Source organism: Streptomyces sp. NPDC103540 (genome assembly GCF_055584445.1).
Map to the genome: position 1 here is coordinate 341,701 of NZ_JBVJMA010000008.1, position 20,154 is coordinate 361,854.

Annotated in this window: 19 protein-coding genes; 3 read left to right on the plus strand and 16 right to left on the minus strand. The window is 69.5% G+C overall.

The features are described 5' to 3' along the window. Positions 1–10: 10 nt before the first annotated feature. From mtnB to ACZ6ZI_RS21615, 5 genes are all read right to left on the minus strand, one after another. The gene (gene mtnB / locus ACZ6ZI_RS21595) at positions 11–613 is read right to left on the minus strand and encodes a methylthioribulose 1-phosphate dehydratase (RefSeq protein WP_469523289.1); all 603 of its coding nucleotides are present in this window, start codon (positions 611–613) and stop codon (positions 11–13) included. Continuing rightward, positions 610–1,323 (minus strand): acireductone synthase, encoded by a 714-nt coding sequence (gene mtnC / locus ACZ6ZI_RS21600; protein ID WP_469523292.1) that lies wholly within the window; start codon positions 1,321–1,323, stop codon positions 610–612. Before mtnC ends, mtnB begins: the two co-directional genes overlap by 4 nt. Next, a complete protein-coding gene (locus ACZ6ZI_RS21605; protein WP_469523295.1) occupies positions 1,320–1,907 on the minus strand; it encodes a 1,2-dihydroxy-3-keto-5-methylthiopentene dioxygenase in 588 nt (195 codons plus the stop codon). Before ACZ6ZI_RS21605 ends, mtnC begins: the two co-directional genes overlap by 4 nt. A 313-nt stretch (positions 1,908–2,220) precedes the next feature. Then, positions 2,221–3,627 carry a DUF7927 domain-containing protein gene (locus tag ACZ6ZI_RS21610; RefSeq protein WP_469523298.1) on the minus strand — a complete coding sequence of 469 codons (1,407 nt, stop codon included), beginning with the start codon at positions 3,625–3,627 and terminating at the stop codon, positions 2,221–2,223. A 109-nt stretch (positions 3,628–3,736) separates the two neighbouring features. Further along, positions 3,737–3,958, minus strand: a complete 222-nt coding sequence (locus tag ACZ6ZI_RS21615) for a hypothetical protein (RefSeq protein ID WP_469523301.1) — start codon at positions 3,956–3,958, stop codon at positions 3,737–3,739. Positions 3,959–4,447: 489 nt separating this feature from the next. Between ACZ6ZI_RS21615 and ACZ6ZI_RS21620 the strand changes: the two genes are divergently transcribed. Beyond that, the gene (locus ACZ6ZI_RS21620; RefSeq protein WP_469523304.1) at positions 4,448–4,900 is read left to right on the plus strand and encodes a hypothetical protein; all 453 of its coding nucleotides are present in this window, start codon (positions 4,448–4,450) and stop codon (positions 4,898–4,900) included. 691 nt (positions 4,901–5,591) lie between these two features. Here the strand turns inward: ACZ6ZI_RS21620 and ACZ6ZI_RS21625 are convergent. The 4 genes from ACZ6ZI_RS21625 to ACZ6ZI_RS21640 form a co-directional block, all read right to left on the minus strand. After that, on the minus strand, positions 5,592–6,263 hold the full coding sequence (locus tag ACZ6ZI_RS21625; protein ID WP_469523307.1) for a hypothetical protein: 672 nt from the start codon (positions 6,261–6,263) through the stop codon (positions 5,592–5,594). 473 nt (positions 6,264–6,736) lie between these two features. After that, positions 6,737–7,309, minus strand: coding sequence for a 2OG-Fe(II) oxygenase (locus ACZ6ZI_RS21630; protein WP_469523309.1), 573 nt, complete (start codon positions 7,307–7,309; stop codon positions 6,737–6,739). Positions 7,310–7,516: 207 nt separating this feature from the next. Further along, positions 7,517–8,257, minus strand: coding sequence for a 2OG-Fe(II) oxygenase (locus ACZ6ZI_RS21635; protein ID WP_469523312.1), 741 nt, complete (start codon positions 8,255–8,257; stop codon positions 7,517–7,519). Between the two features lie 80 nt (positions 8,258–8,337). Continuing rightward, positions 8,338–8,556, minus strand: coding sequence for an SH3 domain-containing protein (locus ACZ6ZI_RS21640; RefSeq protein ID WP_469523316.1), 219 nt, complete (start codon positions 8,554–8,556; stop codon positions 8,338–8,340). Between the two features lie 1,033 nt (positions 8,557–9,589). Between ACZ6ZI_RS21640 and ACZ6ZI_RS21645 the strand changes: the two genes are divergently transcribed. After that, on the plus strand, positions 9,590–9,892 hold the full coding sequence (locus tag ACZ6ZI_RS21645; protein WP_469523318.1) for a hypothetical protein: 303 nt from the start codon (positions 9,590–9,592) through the stop codon (positions 9,890–9,892). 433 nt (positions 9,893–10,325) lie between these two features. Here the strand turns inward: ACZ6ZI_RS21645 and ACZ6ZI_RS21650 are convergent, their stop codons facing one another. The 5 genes from ACZ6ZI_RS21650 to ACZ6ZI_RS21670 form a co-directional block, all read right to left on the minus strand. Beyond that, on the minus strand, positions 10,326–11,228 hold the full coding sequence (locus tag ACZ6ZI_RS21650; protein ID WP_469523321.1) for an SDR family NAD(P)-dependent oxidoreductase: 903 nt from the start codon (positions 11,226–11,228) through the stop codon (positions 10,326–10,328). A gap of 48 nt (positions 11,229–11,276) precedes the next feature. Further along, the gene (locus tag ACZ6ZI_RS21655) at positions 11,277–12,476 is read right to left on the minus strand and encodes a low temperature requirement protein A (RefSeq protein ID WP_469523325.1); all 1,200 of its coding nucleotides are present in this window, start codon (positions 12,474–12,476) and stop codon (positions 11,277–11,279) included. 8 nt (positions 12,477–12,484) lie between these two features. Further along, positions 12,485–12,799 carry a nuclear transport factor 2-like protein gene (locus ACZ6ZI_RS21660; RefSeq protein ID WP_469523328.1) on the minus strand — a complete coding sequence of 105 codons (315 nt, stop codon included), beginning with the start codon at positions 12,797–12,799 and terminating at the stop codon, positions 12,485–12,487. Positions 12,800–12,889: 90 nt separating this feature from the next. Then, the gene (locus ACZ6ZI_RS21665) at positions 12,890–13,654 is read right to left on the minus strand and encodes an SDR family oxidoreductase (RefSeq protein WP_469523331.1); all 765 of its coding nucleotides are present in this window, start codon (positions 13,652–13,654) and stop codon (positions 12,890–12,892) included. A 294-nt stretch (positions 13,655–13,948) separates the two neighbouring features. Beyond that, on the minus strand, positions 13,949–16,402 hold the full coding sequence (locus tag ACZ6ZI_RS21670; RefSeq protein WP_469523335.1) for a DUF7507 domain-containing protein: 2,454 nt from the start codon (positions 16,400–16,402) through the stop codon (positions 13,949–13,951). Positions 16,403–16,982: 580 nt separating this feature from the next. Between ACZ6ZI_RS21670 and ACZ6ZI_RS21675 the strand changes: the two genes are divergently transcribed. Continuing rightward, a complete protein-coding gene (locus ACZ6ZI_RS21675; RefSeq protein WP_469523337.1) occupies positions 16,983–17,930 on the plus strand; it encodes an AraC family transcriptional regulator in 948 nt (315 codons plus the stop codon). 43 nt (positions 17,931–17,973) lie between these two features. Here ACZ6ZI_RS21675 and ACZ6ZI_RS21680 read toward each other — a convergent pair whose 3' ends face one another. Then, a complete protein-coding gene (locus ACZ6ZI_RS21680) occupies positions 17,974–18,876 on the minus strand; it encodes a helix-turn-helix transcriptional regulator (protein ID WP_469523340.1) in 903 nt (300 codons plus the stop codon). Between the two features lie 869 nt (positions 18,877–19,745). Beyond that, positions 19,746–20,150, minus strand: coding sequence for a hypothetical protein (locus tag ACZ6ZI_RS21685; protein WP_469523343.1), 405 nt, complete (start codon positions 20,148–20,150; stop codon positions 19,746–19,748). Positions 20,151–20,154: the final 4 nt, after the last annotated feature.

The window sequence follows — 20,154 nt, forward strand, 5'->3', positions numbered from 1 at the left end:
CGCGCCCTTGTCACGTCCTCGTTGCCAGCTCCAGTTCGAGGAGCCATTCGACGACCTCGGTGTGGTGGCGTGCCTGTCGCGGCGAATCGCCCCACGCGTACAACCCGTGCCCCGCCACGACCACCGCCGGCATCCGCGGATCCCGGGCGGCCTCCAGCCGGTCTCCGAGCACCCGCATGTCCTGGCTGTTGGCGATCACCGGGAGGGTGACCGCCTGGCCCTCCGCCGGATGTCCGACGCCCTTGAGCATCTCCAGGTCCTTGAGGACTATGCCGCCCGGCTGCCTGCGCCCCATGAGCACGGAGGCGATCGTATGCACGTGCACCACCGCGTCGGCGCCCGTCAGGCGGGCCACGCGCGCGTGCAGCTCCGCCTCGGCGGACGGCCTGCCGCCGCTCACCGCCGCGCCGTTCTCGTCCACCAACACCACGTCCTGAGGCCTGAGTTCGCCCTTGTCGTGACCGCTCGCGGTGACGGCCAGTCGAAACGGTTCGCGCGAGAGGACCACCGAAAGGTTGCCGGAGGTGCCGCGCATCCAGCCGAAGGAGGCGAAGCGCGCCGCCTCGGCCGCCAGTTCCGCGCCCGCCTGCTCCAGTTCGCCCACCGTCGTCATGCTCCGCTCCCCACCGGATCGACGTCCTCGAAGGTCGCGGCCTGCGCGTACCCTTCGAAACCTTGCTCGGAGTAAGGCTCTCCAGGTCTGCGTACGCCCACCGTCCGCCATCGCGCCGCCCGTGCCGCGTCGAGCTCGCCGGGCCGGTCGGAGAGGAACAGCAGCCGGGCCGGAGCGATCCCCGTGTCCTTCGCGATCGCCTCGAAGGAGCCGGCCTCCAGTTTCGGACCCGCGTTCCGCGTGTCGTACCAGCCCGCGACGAGGCCCCGCAGATCCCCCTCGGGGCTGTGTTCGAACCACGCCCGCTGCGCGGCGACCGACCCGGACGAGTAGACGTACAGCCGCAGCCCCGCAGCGTGCCAGCGCCGCAGTGCGGGCACCACATCACCGTAGAAGTGTGAGACGAGCTCGCCGCGGGCGAACCCATCCGCCCACAGCACGCCCTGAAGGGTCTTCAGCGGGGTCACCTTGCGGTCCTCGTCGAGCCAGTCGTTCAGCGCCCGCTCGATCCGCGCCGGACCCGCCTCCGATTCGCCCAGCTCCGCCCGTACCAGGTCGAGGGCATGGGCGACTTCGGGCTCATGCGACCGTTCGGCGATCAGGGCGCCGAACCGCTCGCGCGCGTACGGATACAGCACGTCGACGACGAAGCCGGTGGCACTCGTCGTGCCCTCGATGTCCAGTACGACGGCCTCCACCTCGGAGGTCACGCCGCGTACTCCGCCGTGATCGTGTCGAAGTCCGGGAAGCGCCGCGAGATCCCGCTGCCGGTGAAGGTCCCGATCCAGCCGTCCTCCTCGTGGAAGAACCGGATCGCGGTGAACGCCGGCCGGGTGCCCATGTCGAACCAGTGCGTGGTGCCCCTCGGCACACCCAGGAGGTCGCCCCGCTCGCACAGCACCGCGTGGACCTCACCGCCCACGTGAAGGTAGAAGATGCCGGAGCCCGCGACGAAGAAGCGCACCTCGTCGTCGTCATCGTGGGTGTGCTCCTCCAGGAACTTCGCCCGCGCGACCTTCGCCTTCTCCGCGAAACCGGCTTCGTCGCCACCGGGGTGCAGTGCGGCCACGTCGACGGTCGCGAATCCCTCCTCCGCGGTCAACCGCTCGATCTCGGCCCGGTAGGCGGCGAACACCGCGTCGCCGTCGGCGTCGACCGGAAGGTCGTCGCGCACCGGCCACCGCTCGTAACGGACTCCGATCGGCGCCAGCGCGGCGGCGATCTCGGCGGGCTCGGAAGTACGGCGCACGACGGTCCCGGGACCGCTCTCCGGCCAGGTCGTCAACAACGTCACGGAATGCTCCAGGGTGCAACGGGAAGGGTGAGAGGGTGCGGCCCCTACACGGGCCCGATTCTCGCCGCCCCTTGTTGCCACGGTGTGGCGGCCGTATGGCCACTTCGCCAGGCGACCGGCCCTTGGGCGCTCGTGACGTCAAACGCCATCCCTTCCAACCGTCGAGATCAGCCACTTCGCGCCGTCAGACTGCGTAAGGGAGGTTCGCCAGGGCCGACGAGCCGAGCGACGAACCGACCCGACGTGCCCTCCTTGTGGTTCTCGACGGCAAACGGGACCGTCGAGAACCACAAGGAGAGGAAAGGGCCGGTGGTCAGGCCTTGTGCGGTGCCCGCTTGTCGTCGCCGCCGTGGCCGGGCTTCCCGGGCTTCCCCGGCTTGCCGGGCTTGCCGGGCTTGCCGCCGTGGTGGTCCTTGTCGCAGTCGTCGACCGGGATGGTGACGGTGCAGCCGCCCGCGGTGGCGCAGGTGCCGCCGTCGGCGGTCGGGGTGACGGTGTTGGCCAGGCTCTGGTCGCCGGTGGGCGGGTTGTTGACGGTCACCTGGTAGGTGATGGTCGCGGTGGCCCCGCCGACGAGAACGCCGGTCCAGTTCAGGTCGGTGCCCGTGACCTGGGCGGTACCGGTCGTGGCGGTGACCGAGTTCGGGACGAGGGTGGCGTCGTCGAGGACGTCGGAGAGGTCGTCGGTGAAGTCTCCGTTCGCGACCGCCGTGCCGGTGTTGGTCACCTGCACCGTGTAGGTGATGGTGTCACCCGGGTTGACCGGGCCCGCGGTGGAAGCGGACTTGGCGACCGTGTAGGCGGGGTCCGGGCAGGTGCCGGCGTCCTGCCCGGAGGTGCCGCCGTAGAAGCCGTTCGTGGGGGACGAGACGGTGGTGACCGGCAGCGGGTCGGTGGACGGCGCGGTGGGCAGGCTGGTCAGCTGGTAGATCGCCCCCGCCGAACCGAACCCGTAGGCCGTGTTCCCGGACTGGGCCGCGCCGAAGACCTGCGGCACGGTGCCGATCTGGGTGACGGTGTTGTCCGGGTGGATCCGGAAGACCCCCGACGGAGTGCCGAACGGAGCTCCGGCGGGTGAGCCGAAGGCGAGGATGTCGCCGTCGTCCAGGGCGAGGAAGTCACCGGCGGAGACCCAGCCGGCGGGGAACGACGCCGAGAAGTTGCTGCTCACCCCGGTGGCCGGGTCGATCACGTAGATCTGCGAGGTCGAGTACGAACCCGCCAGCAGCGTCCCGTCCGCACGCGCCGACAGCGCGTTGATGTTGCTGTACGGGTACCCCGGGGTCGCGATCGACGCGATCGGACCGGTGATCGGGACACTCGCGGTCTCCGCACCCGTCTCCGGATTCACCGTGTAGAGGGTCGTCTCGGTGAGGCTGCCGGGGAAGCCCACCCCGTACAGGGTCGAGCCGTCCCCGGTGAAGGCGATGTCGCCGTAGTCGTGTGCCAGCGGCGCCGACGACAGCTGGTTGCCCGCCGGGTCGTACTGGAACAGCCGCCGCGCGTCCCCTCCGGAGTTCGCCCAGATCGGGCCGGGCGGACAGACCGCCTTCGCCGACCGGGACACGCTCGTCGCCGGGGCCTTCGCCCCGGACACCTGCTGCTTGGCGACGGGAGCGGCCGCTGCGAACGCCGTTCCCGCACCTGTCGTCGCGAGCGCCAACGCCACAGCCGCGCCGATCAGCGCCCGCCGCATGCCCGACCTTCGATCCTGCACCATCTACTACTCCACTTGGTTCGTGAGGTGGTGTGCCGACCCCCCGAGCCGCGCCCGGCTCCCGAGAAGGAAGACCGGCGCAGGCCCAGGCAGATCTATACAGGTGGTCGGATCATCCGCTCATCAACACGCCCAGGGAATCGGACGGAATAGCAGCCAACGGATCAAAAGAAGCCGCCTCGATGAGGTCATGAGGCGCGGCCACATCGTAGCCGAAATAGATTTCATTGAACGGCCGTTGTGGAAAATTTCGTACGTAATGCGAAACGAATCCCCTCGTTGATTCGCTTCCCGAATGAGAGTACTCACAGGCGGCGCAATAAAAATCTGCCACGTCAGGATCACACGGGGCTCCATCGCTCCAGATCGCGCGGGATCGACCCCGCTCCGGCTCGGATCGAGCTTCTCGGGTTCTGACGCCGGGGCGATCCCGCCGGGTGGCGGTCCGGGGCGGCTACCGGCGGCTACCGTGCAGGTCGAGGCAGGAAGCGTCCGGCTCTCCGCGGCACGGCCCAGACCGGGCCACTCCGTCAGGAGCGCTCCGCCTCACCGGTGGACAAGCTTCCGGAACTCCTGGCGCGCTCCACAGGGGCGTGATTCTCGACGACGGAAACCTCGAATTCGCAGATCTACTGAATCACCACCGGATTCCTGAGGGTTCGTGAGGCCCGTCGTGGCTTCTTCGCATCCCTGCCGCATGGCGCAATGCGATCCGCGCCGGCACCACAAGTCGCCGGGCGGGAAGAATTACAGTGGGCCCGTGACCCCTCGGCCTCCCGCGGCGTTTTCCGGTTCTCGGTCCCTTTTATCCTGTGGGCCCTCCATGCAGAGAGAAATCGTGGAACTGCAAAGCCGCCTTCTGGCGGAGGACAACATCCTCCTCATCACCGTCCACACTCCGGCCACCACCGCCCAGCGGTCCCTGCTGGCTCACGAGATCGGCCTCCGCGCCCGCGAACACCGGCCCGACGCACTCGTCATCGCCCTCGGCCCGGCTGCCGGCACCCCGGCCGTGATCTCGGTGATCCTGCACATCCACCGCCACCACCTCGCCACCGGCATCCCCTTCGCGGCAGCCAGCCGCGTCCCCGCCGTCCGCTACCTCCTGAACGCCAATCAGCCCTCCCTGCCCGTCCACACCAACACCAACACCGCCCTACGCACCGTCCGAACCCTCCTGCGCCGGCGATCGAACCCCAGGACCCCACGATCGGGCCCGGGGAGCCAGGCCACCGTGCCGGCCGCCGACGAGCTCGTCCACGCTGCGCTCTCGTAGACGTCCTGATCGATCGATCGGCCGGTCTGGTCGAGGCAGCTGTCTGCTCCGGGCCGGTGTGGCGTCACGCAAGCCTGGCGTGCGTGCGATGAGGGACCCTCTGCGGCGGGGCGGGCCACCGCGGTCCGGTCCTGCCGGAACAACCTCAGAGCCCGGCTGACGCGCACCAAGGACACCTCGGTTGCCCTTCCCTGAACCCCCAAGTGGCAGGATCCTACGAGTGGCCTGGTCAACCCGCCTGGAAGCAGGACACCTCATGTCGTGCGCCGTCACGCCGCAGGGAGTTCGCCGCCCACCGTGCCCGCGGAACCCGACCCCGGTCACCGGCCTCCGGCGCGGGGTCCATCAGTCGCGGTACCGGGCCGGGAGCCGTCTCGATCAGGTGTACAAGAGTACGGGCGACGCCGTAACACCCGTCGGTCCCGCAGCAGTTGGCGCCAGGGCAGCGGCCTCTCGGATGTGACAGGGCGCGAGATCGCGGCCGGCTGGTGGTCTCGCCGGTCGATCTCGTCCCCGCCCGCGTCCCAGTCGGGAAGTGGTCCGTCGCGAGCCGAATGCTCGCCGCCGCGGCCGCTCCGGAACAAACCGCCCCGTCCCGATCGGGTGTCAGCCGTTCCTGCCGGCCGAGAATCTCATTGCCGTGCTCGCTGTCGGCGGGTGCCTGGGCAGGTCACCGGCCACCGGTCACCGGTCAGCTGAAGCCGAGTTCGGTGAAGCCGTACCCTCCACGTTCGGCATGGGGCAATGCCTGCCGGGACATGAGCTTCGGAGGCTGTCGGAGGTACTGACGGAAGCCCGAGGCCCGGAACTTCAAGTCGAACGCGTTGCCCTCGATGTGCCAGAGCGGACAGTGCGCGAAGTTCGGGCGGCCGTCATCCACCACCAGCCGGTGTACCCGGTCGATTTGCAGTTTCAGGTCAATGCCTGTGAAGGCGAGGTCGCCCTCGAGGTCGAAGACATCATCGAAGACGAGTGTCGCCGGAGAGACCCAGAAAGAGAAGTGTGTCGCAGGCGGAACCGGGTGGACCCAACGAACGATGTAATCGAGGTCGAGGAGAAGGCGCGGAAGAACGTCGTCTGGTGGCTGGACGCACAGGCCACAGATCGTCGCGTCGTGCCACCCCATCTCTTCGAAATCGGCGTCGCTCCAGACGCTCTTGGAGAGACCTGACTCCTCGTGGCTACCGTTGTTCACGTTCCGAATCCAACCAGACACCTCGACGGAAGCAGTCCCAGGCCAAGCATGGACAGGTGTCGTCATCAGAAAGTCGAGTCGCCCGGCCGGATCCCGCCGGTCGGTGCCGTCGTTCTCACCCATCGCGGCCCACTGCCCCCGTCCGCTGGGGATCACCATCTGGTGCACCAGCGAACCACCCTGCTCACAATCTACGGGTCCAGGCGGATTCCGCCACGAAATCACCCCGATCCATCCAGGTCACGTGACGGATCGGACCGTGATGACACGTGTCACAATGGTGGTCGTTCGCTTGACGGTCGCTGCCCTGACGAACGATCGTTTACCCCGTTGCGTCCAGCGAGCCAGACGCCGGGGGAGGCGCAGGTTCGACCACCTGCGTCCAGCACGCTGAGTCGGTTGATGGAGTGTGCGCTTGACGGGGTTGGAGGGGAGGGGCCGTGATTCGTGTGGCGGCCTCAGGCTTCGTCGGCAAGGCCGGTGTTCGGAGGGATTGGGGTCCCTCCGAACACGGCTGACCCCACCCGGCAGCGGCGCCGAGGCGAGCACGGCGGCCCGGGACGACTCTCCCTCACCCATGACCGTCGGCGGGTCCCTGTACCCAGGGCCAGGTCGGCTTGACGCGATCTTCGGACGAGCTCTCAGGCGGTGGCCGGGGTGCGTCGGGTCAGCCAGCCGTTGACGGCGAAGCGGCTGTCCTGAGGCTGTTTGCCCGCGCAGTGGACGACGCGTGCCTCGTGCCAGGTGGAGGGGCGGAAGATCAGGAGGCTGTCGTGATCGGGCTCGTAGTCCCGCCACGTCCGATCCTCCCAGGCCGGCGGTCGTCCGCCGGGGCGCAGTGAGGTCCCGCCGTCGTACACGCGCAGTGCGCCGCCTTCGAAGGGGCGGGGAGTGCGGTGCAGATAGTAGATGAAGGTCACTACACGGTTGGGGCGGAATGTGTCCCAGGAGTCCTGATGCGGAACGAAGAAGTCGCCGTCGTTGTAGACGTTGAGGCTGTAGAGGGGCTCGGTGTCGTGGCAGGACACACCGAGCGTCCGCTCGATCCCGGGGAGCAACTCGTCGATCGCTGCGGTGAGCTCGGGCAGGTCGAAGTGGAAGTCCTCGTGGGAGCGGCGCACCGCCGCATTCACCTCTGCGGCGTCCCCCACGGTGGCTGGTAGGAGGGTGCCGGCGGCGGCGGTGACGGCGCGTTCGAGCAGGCGTGCGGACACTCGCTCCCCGAGTAGCCCGTGCACGTGGAAGACCGGGACGGGCAGGCGCCAAATGGCGTCCGGGCAGAGCGCGGAGCGGACGGCCGCCGTCGGGGTCGCCGGTTCAGGCTTCGTGGTTCGGGACACCGGGGTCGGCTCGGTGATGGAACTGGGCAAGGTCTCGCTCACTGTCCTCGGTCCGTCGCCCCGTGGGGCGCGGGGAATCGGTCAGGCCTGGGCCGGGAGGGGGGTGGGTGCCGGGGCCGGGGTGCAGAGCCAGCCGTTGACGGCGAAGCGGCTGTCCTGGTGCTGCTTGCTCGGGCAGTGGACGGTACGTACTTCGTGCCATTTGTCGGGCAGGAAGAACACGATGCTGTCGTGGTCCGGTCCCCAGTCCTGCCAGGCGCGGTCCTCCCACTCCAGGGGCCTTCCGCCCGGGTGCAGCGAGGTCGCGCCGTCGTACACGCGCAGTGCGCCGCCTTCGAAGGGGCGGGGGGTGCGGTGCAGGTAGTAGACGAACGTGAGGCGCCGCCTGGAGGCGAAGTCCTGGCTGCCGACGTCCTGGTGGGCGCGGTAGAAGTCTCCGTCGTTGTGGACGTTCAGGCCGTAGGTGATCTCGCTGTCCGGGCAGGACACACCGAGGGCCTGTTCGACCGAGGGGAGGATCTCTTCGATGGCGGTGATGAGTTCGGGTGCGGGGAAGCTGCCGTCGGAGCGTGAGCTCCGGAAGGACGGCACCACCTCTCCGTCCCGGATGGTGGAGACCTTCATGGAACCCGCGGCGGTCTCGATGGCGCGTTCCAGGAGCGCGCCGGAGGCCCGGGCGCCGAGCAGGTCGGTGACGCGGCAGACCGTGGTGGGCAGCCTCCATACGGCGTCCTTGTGCACCGCGGAACCGCGGCGGGTCGGCGTGGCCGCGTCGGCGGTCTGCGTAACGGTGACGGCGGTGTCCGCTGTCTGCGTCGTCATGGGGTTCACCTCGTACCTGTGGGCGGGCGGAGGGCGGGACACTCCCTGCACGGGGTGTCCCGCCCGCCCGGCGGATCGGGTCAGGAAGAGCAGTAGGGGATGGGCGACTTGTCCACGACATACCTGGCCGGGACCCAGCCGCGGTCACCGGTGAGCCGGTACCAGAGCTTGTTGTCGCCGACCTTCTCGCCGTTCACCTTGCACTGGACGGCGACCGTGGTGCTCGGCTGGAGCTTGCCAAGCGCCCGGTACGAGGTACCCGGCCCGGATCGTACGACCAGAGGCTCCTTGGAGATCACCTTGCCCTTTCCCTTGTGGGAGTCGTGCGAGCAGTTGCAGGTGCCCGGGTCGCCCTTGGGTCCGGCGGGACCCGCAGGCCCGGCCGGGCCGACCGCCCCCGGGCTCCCCGGGGTTCCGGGGAGCCCGTCCTTGCCGCCAGGACCGGGCGCTCCGTCCGCACCGGGCGGACCGACGGGACCGGGCGGACCGACGGGACCAGGGGCACCGTCCGCGCCCGGCGAGCCGTTCGTACCGTCCACGCCCGGGGCGCCGTCCGTACCGGAGGGTCCCGGCGCGCCGTCCGTACCGCGAGGGCCGGTCGGTCCCGGCTGGCCAGGCGTACCGTCCGTACCGTCCGTACCGTTCACGCCCGGGGTTCCGGGGAGCCCGTCCTTGCCGCCAGGACCGGGCGCTCCGTCCGCACCGGGCGGACCGACGGGACCAGGGGCACCGTCCGCGCCCGGCGAGCCGTTCGTACCGTCCACGCCCGGGGTGCCGGGAGTTCCGGGGTCGCCCTTCTCGCCCGGGGCGCCGTCCGTACCGGAGGGTCCCGGGGCGCCGTCCGTGCCGGGCGAGCCGGTGGGGCCGGTGGGGCCGGGAGGGCCGGTCGGTCCCGGCTGGCCAGGCGTACCGTCCGCACCGTTCACGCCCGGCGTTCCGGGGAGACCGTCCTTGCCGCCAGGACCGGGCGCGCCGTCCGCACCGGGCGGACCGACGGGACCGGGAGCGCCGGAGGGGCCGCGTGAGCCGGTGGGGCCGGTGGGGCCGGCGGGGCCGGTCGGTCCCGGCTGGCCAGGCGTACCGTCCGTACCGTTCACGCCCGGGCTTCCGGGGAGACCGTCCGTGCCTGGCGATCCGTCGCTGCCCGCGGGTCCGGGCGGGCCGGGCACCGGCGTGGCCACCGCGAAGGACACGGGTGCGTCCGGGTATCCCGAGTCGATGTCCCATTCGCCGTTCTGCAGGGTGACACCGTCGGGCGCACCCGCGTCGACAGTCACGGCGACTGACAGCCGGGTTCGGTCGTTGGCCGGGAAGGAGGGTTCATTCCCGGGCGTGGCGGTGCAGGTCAGCAGCCGGTTCGCGTTGGACAGCGTGCACGGCATGGTGCCGGCGACGCCGTTGACGAAGTACTGGTTCTGGGTGAACGTCGTCTGGTCGGGGGCCGTGATACGGAACGCGGAGATGAGGGCGGCGCCCGCTCCGTTGGTCCCGATGACGGTGACCTGGGCTGACTGGCCCGGCTGGATGAGCGGCACGTACGGCTGGTCGAAGCGCATGGTGGCGGCGTCCGCGAAGGCAGGGGCCAAGGGCGCGATCATCGTCCCGGTGGTGAGCGCGACAACCATCACGGCGTGAAGATGTCTTCGTGACATAGCTCCTCTTCCTGCGCAGAAACGCGGATTCAGTACAAGCGATACTTGCGGGGCGATCATCGATTCGGCCGCTGGATCCGCTCCTGCGCCACGCCCGGTACGGCGAAAGCTCAGCCGCTTGGACCGCATCGCACCGTCTGCGGCTGTACTGAGAGCGAAGCCGGGACGTCCGGTGTTCGCCAAGTGGCCTTCTCCGCAAGGCCGCCAGACGACTTGTCCAGGACCGGGCCTGTACCGCGGAATTCGTGGAGGTGACCGGCGTGCGGGTTTCGGAGGGGTTCTCCTGCCTTGAATGTGCGGCTTTCGTCTCGCGGGGCCGGTGACGTCATATCCGTGGTTTTCAGGCAGCGAAGGCCGGGGCACGGGCTGCGATGCCCACGCCCACCTGCTGGTGCTGCTCCTCTTCGCCGGGGCGGCTACCCGGCGGCGGGCGGCAGGGCGGGCTGGAGCAGCCGGTCGATGCCGAGGCGGCCCATGAGCGCGGACTGCAGTTCGCTGGCGAGGTCGTCGAGCTGCTGCGCCCCGTCGTGGAGGGCGTCGACCGGGGTGCGGAACGGCCTTTGCCCCAAAGGCAGTCCGACGAGGCGGACGACGGCCTCGGCGGTGGCTTGGGGCGTGGAACCGGGTGGGCTGAGTTCGGCGAGGCGGTCCATGATGTGCTGCTCGATGCCGTCGAGTTCGGTGTAGGCGGCCGCTGTGGCGGTGTCGGCGGGGCGGGTGGCCTCGCTGAAGTGGGCGGTGCCGCTGACGATGGCACCGGGGACGACCATGACGACGTCGATGCCGTACGGGGCGACCTCGTAGCGGGTGACCTCTGCGAGGGAGGCCATCGCCGCCTTGCTCGCCTCGTACGGGCCCTGGAAGGGGTAGATCATGCGGGCGGTGGTGGAGCCGATGTAGAGCAGGAGTCCTTGGCGTCGGGCGCGCATGTGGGGCAGGACCGCGCGATTGACGCGGTGCGGCCCGATGGTGTTGGTGTCGAGGACGGCCGCGAGCTGGGTGTCGGTGAAGGCCTCGTTCACCCCGGCTCCCAGGTGGGCGGCGTTGTGCACGACGACATCGAGGGACGGCTGCTCGGCCAGCACGGCGGCGACGGCCGTGTTCGCGGAGTCCTGGCCGGCGACGTCGAGTTCGATGACGCGGATGTCGGTGCCGGTGGTGCGGGCGCGCTCGCGCAGGCTTTCGGCGCGCTCGGCGTTGCGGCCGTCGATGTCGCGGAGGGTCGCGTAGACGGTGTGGCCGGCATCGGCGAGTGCTTCGACGGTCTGCCGGCCGACTCCGGTGCCGGCACCGGTCACCAGGACCGTGAGGGAAGACATGGGCGCTCCTTGCGTCATGGCAGGGTTGTTCAGGCAGGCCGAGAGGTGTCAGGCCGGTGGCGTACCCGGGGCGGTCGCGCCCTTGCGGTCGGGCAGGAACGTCGTGAGCGCGGCCAGGGCGGTCGCGATCAGGCCGGTGAGCAGGACGGGGAGGGCGCCGGTGGTGAAGGTGACCAGGCCGACGGCGATCGCGGCGGTGACCCAGAGGGCGTCGAGGAGCGGGTCCGGGGTGGCACCGCGTTGCAGGAGGCGCAGGACGAGGAGGTACACGGCGACGGGCAGGGTGTAGGCGGCGGCCGTGACGGTGTGCGTGACCTCGGTGTGGCCGGTGGCCGCGGCGGTGTTCAGGGCGAGCCCGGCTCCCACGGCGGCGGTGGCGGCGAAGAGGGCGTAGTGGCCGTAGCCCCAACGCATCGCGGCGGGCAGGGAGCGTAGCCGGTGGGGTGCGGAGTCGGCGAAGTAGAGCCACCACAGGGCGAAGACGGTGAGGATCCCGCCGGCGGAGAGCGCGGCGAGGGTCGCGAAGGAGGCGTCGGTGTCGAGGGCGCCGTGGACGGCTCCGGTGGCCGAGGTGATGGACTCGCCGAGGACGATGATGGTGAACAGGCCGTAGCGTTCGGCGATGTGGTGGGGGTGCCAGGTGGTGTTCCCGGCCCGCTCCGCCCACACCGGCACGGCCAGCTCCGCGACGGCCAGCACGCCGAAGCCGGCCAGGCCCCAGTCCCCCGGGAGGAACAGACGTCCCACCCAGCCCGCCTGGACGACGAGGATGCCCACCGCGTACCGCAGGCAGGTTGCCCGCCGGTCGGGATCGGTGCGGGCGGCGCGCACCCACTGGGTGACCATGGCGAGGCGCATGATGACGTAGCCGACGGTGATGACGGTGAAGTCGTAGTCCGTGACCGCCGCCTGCGTGCCGGCGGCCATGACGAGTGCGCCGGTGATCTGGATCAGGGTCAGCAGGCGGTAGGGGACGTCGTCGGTGTCGTACGCGGAGGCGAACCAGGTGAAGTTCATCCACGCCCACCAGATCGCGAAGAACACCAACACGTAGCCGAGAACGCCGTGGCCGACGTGGCCGGCGGCGACCTCGTGTTCGAGGGCGATGGCTGCCTGGGCGACCGCGGCGACGAAGCACAGGTCGAAGAAGAGTTCCAGGTTGGTGGAGACGCGATGTTGCTCGTCGCTACGGCGCGCGGTCATCGGCCGGTACCAAGAGGATGCCGGCCTGAGGTTCGGACTGGTCATGGTGCCTCTCAGGCCTGTCCGGTCTCGAAGCGGCTGATCTTGCCGTCGGTGACGGTGAAGGACCAGCGGGTGCGCATGGCGCCCCAGGTGGTGTTGGTGTAGACGGCGGTGAGGGTGCGGCCGTCGGGGGTGGTGGACTCCACGTCCATGCGGCCTCGGGAGGTGAAGATCTCGCGGTCGGCCCACTGGGTCAGGTCGCGGTCGGTGCCGTCGTCGGACATGGTCGCGTCCGGGGTCAAGGTCGCGAAGAAGGCTTCGCGGTCACCGGCGTTGACGGCGGCGACGAAGGAGGCGACGGCAGGATCATCGATGTGCGCGGGCATGACGGTCTCCGAGTGGGGAAGCGGGAGCGGGGGGTGCGCGACGGTCCGGTGCGGGGCACCGTGGAGGTGCCCCGCACCGGACCGGGTGGGTCAGCGGGTGGTGTATCCGCCGTTGAGGAAGAGGGTCTGGCCGTTGGCCCACCAGCCGTCGGTGAGCATGTGGCGCACCCAGGGGACGATGTCCTCGATCTTGGTGAGGTCGCCGTTCATGGCGGAGGACTTGTGGTAGGCGACGGAGTCGTCGTCCTCGGCCGGGTAGAAGAAGGAGGTGTCCATCGGCCCGGGTGCGATGTTGTTGACGGAGATGTTCCGGCCGAAGAGTTCCTTCGACAGGGCGCGGGTGAAGTGCTCGACGGGGGCCTTGCTGCCGGCGTAGGAGGCGTAGAGGCCGGTGTAGGCGGCCAGCAGGGAGGTGACGATGGTGATGATCTTGCCGCCGTCCTCCATGCGGCGGGCGGCTTCGCGCATGACGAAGAACGCGGCCTTGGAGTTGACCGCGAACATGCGGTCGTACTCCTCCTCGGTGATCTGGGTGAGGGGCTTCTTGAGGACCATGCCGGCGGTGTTGACGCTGTAGTCGAGCTTCCCGAAGCGGGACACGACCTCGTCGAAGACCCGCTCGACCTCGGGGACCTTGGTCAGGTCGGCCTGGATCGCGAAGGCCTCGCCGGGGCCGGCGTTGATTTCCGCGACGACGTCCTCGGCCTTGGCCCGGGCCGAGTCGCTGTTGTAGTGGACGGCGACCTTGGCGCCCTCGGCGCCGATGGTGGTGCTGATGAGCCCACCGAGGTTGCGGGACGCGCCGCCGACGAAAGCGACCTTCCCGGCGAGCGTCTTGTCGGGAGTCTGGACCATTGACTGTCTCCTAGGGACAGAGGAGCGGGACTTGGCCCCGGGCACCGGCAGGCCTCGTGTTCACGCTGCGCGAGCGGTGCCGGGGCCCGGGCGGGAACGATCAACGGATCGTCCGCGAGGAGACGGTCTCGCCGCGTCAGCCCTGACGAGGCGGACGCGGCGAAACCGTGTGAGGGAAGTGCCCCGGGCGGCTCCTGAAGTCTCGGAGCCTGGTCAGGACCCGTCCAGGGCCGGCCCTCCCGGTTGTCGGCGGGAACCGGACCGTCAACAGCCGGGAGGAGTCACAGGGGGAGGTCAGGCCTTGTGGGCCTTCTTCTTGCCGTCCCAGCCCTGGCCGGGCTTACCCGGCTTGCCGGGCTTGCCTCCCTGGTGGGGGTGGCCTCCCTGGTGGGGCTTGCCCTGGGGGTGGTCACCCTTGCAGCCGCCGTGGTCGTGGTCCTGGCAGGGGGCGCAGGAGACGATGGTGACGGTGTTGCTGGTGGCGTTGGCGGGCTGTCCGTTCGGGCCGGTGCCGATCACCTTCGCGACGTCGGTGATCCGGCCGGACTCCATGTCGGCCTCGGTGGTGGTGTAGGTGGCGGTGCAGATCGTCGACTCGCCCGGGGCCAGGGTGGTGGCCGGGCAGGTCACGGGCGGGTTGCCCGGGCCGATGTCGGTGACGCTGATCCCGGAGACCGGGACGGTGCCGACGTTGGTCACGGTGAAGGTGTAGTGCAGGAGCTGACCGGGCGCCGAGTAGGCGGTCTCCTCGACGTCCTTCTCCACCTTCAGCTTCGGCTGAGTGCCCACGGCCGGGACACTGACCGGGTTGCTGGTGCCGGTGACCGGAGTCCCGCCGGGGGTGGTGGCCGTAGCCGCGGCCACGTCGTCGACCTTGCCCGCCACGACGTCGGCCGCCGTGGTGGTGTAGGTGGCGGTGCAGACCGTCGAGGCACCCGGGGCCAGGCTGTCGACGGGGCAGGTCACCTGCGGGTCAGGGGTACCCGGGGCGTTGTCGGTGACGTCGAGGTCGTTCAGCGTCGTCTGGCCGGTGTTGGTGACGGTGAAGTTGTAGTGCAGGGTCTGGCCGGCGCCCGAGAAGCTCGACTCCAGCGCGGACTTGACGACCTTCATGCCCGCGTACGGGACGGTGACCGTGTTGCTGCCGGCGGTGACCGGGGCGCCGCCCGGGGTGGTGCCGTTGCCGGTCGCCGTGTTCACGACCTTCCCGGCCGTGACGTCGGCGGCCGTCGTGACGTGGCTGGCCGTGCACGTGGTCGACGCGTTCGGGGCCAGCGTGGTCACCGGGCAGGAGACCTGCGGCGAACCCGGACCGTTGTCCGAGACCGAGAGGGACGAGACCGGGACGGTTCCGGTGTTGGTCACCAGGTAGCTGTAGTGGACCGTCTGACCCGGCCCGGTGAAGGCGTCCTCACCGGCCGACTTGACGATCGTGATGCTCCGGGTGCCGTTGACCGGGATGGTCACGGTGCAACCGCCCGCCGTCGTGCAGGAGCCGCCCTCGGCGGTGGGGGTGACCGTGTTGGCCAGGCTCAGGTTCCCGGCAGCGGGATTGTTGACCTGCACCTGGTAGGTGATGGTCGCGACGGCCCCGCCCTGCAGAACGCCGGTCCAGTTCAGGTTGTTGCCGACGACCTGCGCGGTGCCGGAGGTGGCGGTGACCGAGCCGGGGACCAGGGCGGCATCGTCGAGGATCCCGGAGAGGTCGTCGGTGAAGTCGCCGTTGGCGACCGCCGTGCCCGTGTTGGTGACCTTCACCGTGTAGGTGATCGTGTCACCGGCGTTCACCGGCCCGGTGGTGGAGGCGGACTTCTCGACCGTGTAGGTGGGAACCGGACAGGTACCGGCGTCCTGCGCCGACGTGCCGCCGTAGAAACCCACCGCCGGCGAGGCGATGATCGTCACCGGCAGCGGATCCGTGGACGCGGCGGTCGGCAGGCTGGTGAGCTGGATGATGTCACCGCCGGAGCCGAAGCCGTAGGGCAGGTTCCCGGACTGCGCCGCACCGAAGATCTGCGGCATGGTGCCGATCTGCGTGACGGTGTTGTCCGGGTGGATCCGGAAGACACCCGACGGAGTGCCGAACGGAGCTCCGGCGGGCGAGCCGAAGGCGAGGATGTCGCCGTCGTCCAGCGCGAGGAAGTCACCCGCGGAGACCCAGCCGGCCGGGAACGACGCCGAGAAGTTGCTGCTCACCCCGGTGGTCGGGTCGATCACGTAGATCTGCGAGGTCGAGTACGAACCCGCCAGCAGCGTCCCGTCGGGCCGCGCCGACAGCGCGTTGATGTTGCTGTACGGGGACCCCGGGGTCGCGATCGCGGCGATCGGGCCGGTGATCTGGACGTTCGCGGTCTCCGCACCGGTCACGGGGTCGACGGTGTAGAGCGTCGTCCCGGTGAGGCTGCCGGGGAAGCCCACGCCGTAGAGGACGGAGCCGTCGCCGGTGAAGGCGATGTCGCCGTAGTCGTGCGCCAGCGGCGCCGACGACAGCTGGTTGCCGTCCGAGTCGTACTGGAACAGCCGACGCGCATTGCCACCCGTGTTGCCCCAAATCGGGCCGGGCGGACAGATCGCCTTGCTGGAACGGGACGCCTTCGCCCCCGGGGCCTTCGCGCCGGACACCTGCTGCTTCCCCCCGGCGGGCCCGGTCGCACCGACCGCCGCCCCCGCACCCGTCGTCGCGAGCACCAGGGCCACGGCTGCGCCCATCAGCGCCCGCCGCATGCCCGACCTTCGGTCCTGAGCCATCTACCACTCCGGTTCATCCTGGATGGACTGACTGACCACCCGGCCGGTCGCCCCGCTTCCCGGGGGGACGACCGGCCAGGTCCAGGCAGATCTATACAGAAAGCCGAATAGCCCGGTCATTCAGACACGCCACAGCATGTCGAGACACTCTCACCGAAAGGGACTGGAAGGCCCAACAGTCACATAAAGGTGAAAGCCCCAGAGGTGGACTCCGGGAATCCAGCGAGTTGTGCACGATTTTGTGGAGAATCCGGGACGCAATGCGAAGGGGGTGTGTCACCACTTCGTATCGGGGATATGGGGCGTGCGTCGCGACGGTAATTCCGGGAGCGCTGCGGGATGGGACCCCACCCCACTTCGGCAGGCCTCCAGCCTCCGCAGGCGTACCCCGTCGGCCAGGACAAGGCCGACTCCAGGGACCAGAACCGCCACTCTCGTCGTCAAGGTCGGCGCTGTAGCCCGCCCTCATCGGGTGAACGACGCGAGGAACCTGCGGGTAACTTCCCCGGCTCATGCACCCTTGAGCCGCCGAGCCCGGACCCCGTCGGCACAGCAGCGGAAACAGAGTGGCCAGGTCGGAATGAAGCAAGCATTCTCAATTGAAGACGGCGACCTCGCGGAGTTCTTGACGCGCACCGGATTCGGCAAGGCAAACGTTCGGTCGGCCCAGCCGGACAAGGATACGTATATTGCCCGCATCGGCACGGAACACCTGGTTCTCGATGATGCTCGATTCGGTTTTGATTTCTCGGCCGATTTGGAGGAAATGAACGGAATCCTCCTCGCTGTGATTCTTGCGGGATCCATTGAATATCGGAGAGGTGGAGTTCGGGAATTCACGTGTGGCGGGGACCTCGCATTGTTGTCACCGGGTCCGTTCCACGCCACGGTCCGGCGCATGCAGACCCTCGGCGCGATCATCGACCCCGAGCTGGTTCGGGACACCGCACCGGCAGGGTCACGGCAATACGAACGAGGCGTGCGGTTCACCGCGTTCAGGCCCTGCTCGAAGGCGGCCGCGGAGCTGGTGAAGGCCTCGCTGCTCTACCTCCGAGACGGGGTGCTCGCCAACCCCCTGGTGGCCCGCGCACCTTTGATGGTGTCCTCGGCCTGCCAGACCCTCGCCCACGCGATCCTGACCGCGTTCCCCAACGATGTCGTCGAGGCCGAACCGACTCTGATCGACACCCGGGATGCGGGCCCCGCCACCTTGCGGCGCGCGGTCTGCTTCATCCAGGACAACGCCCATCGCGACCTGAAGCTGAGCGACATCGCACGGGCCGCGCGCGTCACCCCGCGTTCCTTGCACTACGCCTTCGCCCGCCACGGCGACACCACCCCCCACGCCTACCTCAGGCGCGTCCGTCTCGAGCGCGCCCACGCCGAGCTGAAGGCCGCCGACCCCAGCGCCGGCGGATCGGTGAAGGAGATCGCAGCCCGCTGGGGATTCTCCAACGCCGGCCGCTTCACCACCGCCTACCGTGCCGCCTACGGCGTCAGCCCCTCCACCACCCTGCGTTACTGGTGACCTCCGACGGGCGCCCCGCCCGCGCCGACCGTCCGCGCTGGCCTCAGTCGCGGCGCAGGATGGCCGAGGGCGCGCAACCGTAGGCCTGTCTGTAGAGCATGGCGAAGCGGCCGGCGTTGGTGAATCCCCACTTCGAGGCGATCTGCGCCACGGTCGTCAAGTGGGGGTCGGCTACCACGAGTTCGACGTGGGCTCGTTCCAGTCGGGCCTTGCGCAGGTAGGCCATGGGGGTGATGCCGGCGTGCTGGAGGAAGGCGTACTGCACCGCGCGCGATGAGACCCGGGCCGCGGCTGCGATGTCGCCCAGCCCGATCGGTAGGCCGGCGTTCTCCTCGACGAACGCCACCGCCCTCGACCACGTCGTCCCCAGCATCCGCCCCGTCGAACCGGACGCCTGCTCGTCGGTCAGCGTGTGCGGGAAACAGGCCAGGATGAGGGCGGCCGTGAAATCGGTGATCCCGCGCACCACGAGCGGGCTCTCCAGCACGTCTGCCTCGGCCAGCTTCAGGAGGTAGGACATGCCGGCCGCCATGCGCCGCTCGGCGGCAGCGGAGACGGGTCGTACTCCGGCCACGGGGCAGGGGCGGTCCGGGTCGGCTCCCGTGACCCTGTTGATCGCCTTCGGATCGAGCAGGACGGCCGTCAGGCCGCTCCTGACGCAGGTGCCGTCGTGGGATTCGCCGGGAAGCCCCAACATCAGCACGCCACCCGGTCCGCACGCGTGCACCTCCGATCCGCGGCGAATGGAGAGGAAGCCGCTTCCCACACGCATCAGGCACAGTCGGTCCAGGCCCTCCCACCGGTAGTCCATTTCATACCGGAATGCGAGACTGTCGACGTCGAGTTCGGCGAACTTGCGGCGGACGATGACCGTTTCCGGCCGTCGTGCCGTGCTGGAAATCCTCACCGGGCCGTACTCGTTCGCGATGAACTCCTCCGCGGCCACCAGACAGTGGCTCGAAAAGGACGTCGTGCTCACGGAAACCTCCCGCCGGATGCCTGACCTTGGATGCACCGACAGCGTGCACCGGGAATCCCGTGGCCAGGACGAGAAGACCCTGACCGTGGACCAAAGCCCGGACGAGGAGAGACGAGGACCGAACCCTCGCAGGAGAGGCTTCATCGTGTCGCCGTACCCGTCCACAGGTACGGCGGGGCCAACTGGGTGACGGTCAGCGGGTCGAAGGGCCGGATAGTGCACTTCCCTCCAACGGGTGCGTCAGCAGCCGGCGCCCTGCCCCACGCGACGAAACGATGGCAGCCCGCCACGGCCCCTGACCCCCCACCTGCGACCAAGCTCCGCTGAGGACTTGCCATCGCGAGCTGGAGCGACTGCTGCACATCGCGGCCGGCTGCCAGGAAATACCTGTGGAGTTCACTCCCGCCCCGTAACGGCTCCCGGGCATGGGCAACCGCCTCCCCTCGCCCGGTAGGGCAGCGACCGCGCGTAGGCGAGCCGTACAGCGGCGGTCTCTTCCCGGTCCTCGACGAGAACGGCACGGCCCGCGGCCACACGCGCCCCTACGGGGAGGCCTTCGTCACCCAGGACCTCGACCAGGTGCTGTACTGCGCCGACCGGTGGGGCACCCGGGAGCTGATGGCGTACGACCGGGACGCCCCCTACGCCCCAGGCGGCGGGCTCGCCTTCCTCAACCAGGCCCAACGCCGTTCCGAACGCGACCACCCCGAACTGACCGACGAGTGCGATCTGTACTTCCACGCCATGACCGGGCCGGCCCCGCACGCGGCCTACGCTTCGGCGAACCGAAGGTGGTCAAGGACTTGCCCACCTGGCGAAGGTTGGGTGGGCACGCCTCAATAGGGCGTTCCGCTCCTCAAGGACTGTGTCATGACCACCGCCGACAGGAGGAGTCCTGCACCGACCATGATTTTGGCCGCGGTTGGGCGTTCGCGCGGGTCCGCCCCGGTGGCCAGCAGGAGCTGCAGCGCCGAGGGGAAGAAGAGGAACATTCCCGCCATGCCGCCGACGAACGACCACAGCACCAGTAGTGCCGCGATGCTGCCCGTGACGTAGACGAAACCGGACGGCCGGGCATGAAGGAACAAGGGCACGGAGACCACCGCGGCGGTCGGGAGGGCGAGGGCGAGGCCGCCGGACCCCGCGAACCATACGGTCAGCACCGGCAGAGGTGTGACCACGGCAGACAGCACGAGGCCGAACTGCCATGGATGAATGCCCGCTCGAGTAGTGGCCTGCATGACC

Excerpts from the sequence above, each read along its gene's own strand:
- mtnB (WP_469523289.1), bottom strand. The coding sequence starts at position 613 with ATGACGACGGTGGGCGAACTGGAGCAGGCGGGCGCGGAACTGGCGGCC.
- ACZ6ZI_RS21610 (WP_469523298.1), bottom strand. The coding sequence starts at position 3,627 with ATGGTGCAGGATCGAAGGTCGGGCATGCGGCGGGCGCTGATCGGCGCG.
- ACZ6ZI_RS21620 (WP_469523304.1), top strand. The coding sequence starts at position 4,448 with ATGCAGAGAGAAATCGTGGAACTGCAAAGCCGCCTTCTGGCGGAGGAC.
- ACZ6ZI_RS21635 (WP_469523312.1), bottom strand. The coding sequence starts at position 8,257 with ATGACGACGCAGACAGCGGACACCGCCGTCACCGTTACGCAGACCGCC.
- ACZ6ZI_RS21650 (WP_469523321.1), bottom strand. The coding sequence starts at position 11,228 with ATGTCTTCCCTCACGGTCCTGGTGACCGGTGCCGGCACCGGAGTCGGC.
- ACZ6ZI_RS21655 (WP_469523325.1), bottom strand. The coding sequence starts at position 12,476 with ATGACCAGTCCGAACCTCAGGCCGGCATCCTCTTGGTACCGGCCGATG.
- ACZ6ZI_RS21660 (WP_469523328.1), bottom strand. The coding sequence starts at position 12,799 with ATGCCCGCGCACATCGATGATCCTGCCGTCGCCTCCTTCGTCGCCGCC.
- ACZ6ZI_RS21665 (WP_469523331.1), bottom strand. The coding sequence starts at position 13,654 with ATGGTCCAGACTCCCGACAAGACGCTCGCCGGGAAGGTCGCTTTCGTC.
- ACZ6ZI_RS21670 (WP_469523335.1), bottom strand. The coding sequence starts at position 16,402 with ATGGCTCAGGACCGAAGGTCGGGCATGCGGCGGGCGCTGATGGGCGCA.
- ACZ6ZI_RS21675 (WP_469523337.1), top strand. The coding sequence starts at position 16,983 with ATGAAGCAAGCATTCTCAATTGAAGACGGCGACCTCGCGGAGTTCTTG.
- ACZ6ZI_RS21685 (WP_469523343.1), bottom strand. The coding sequence starts at position 20,150 with ATGCAGGCCACTACTCGAGCGGGCATTCATCCATGGCAGTTCGGCCTC.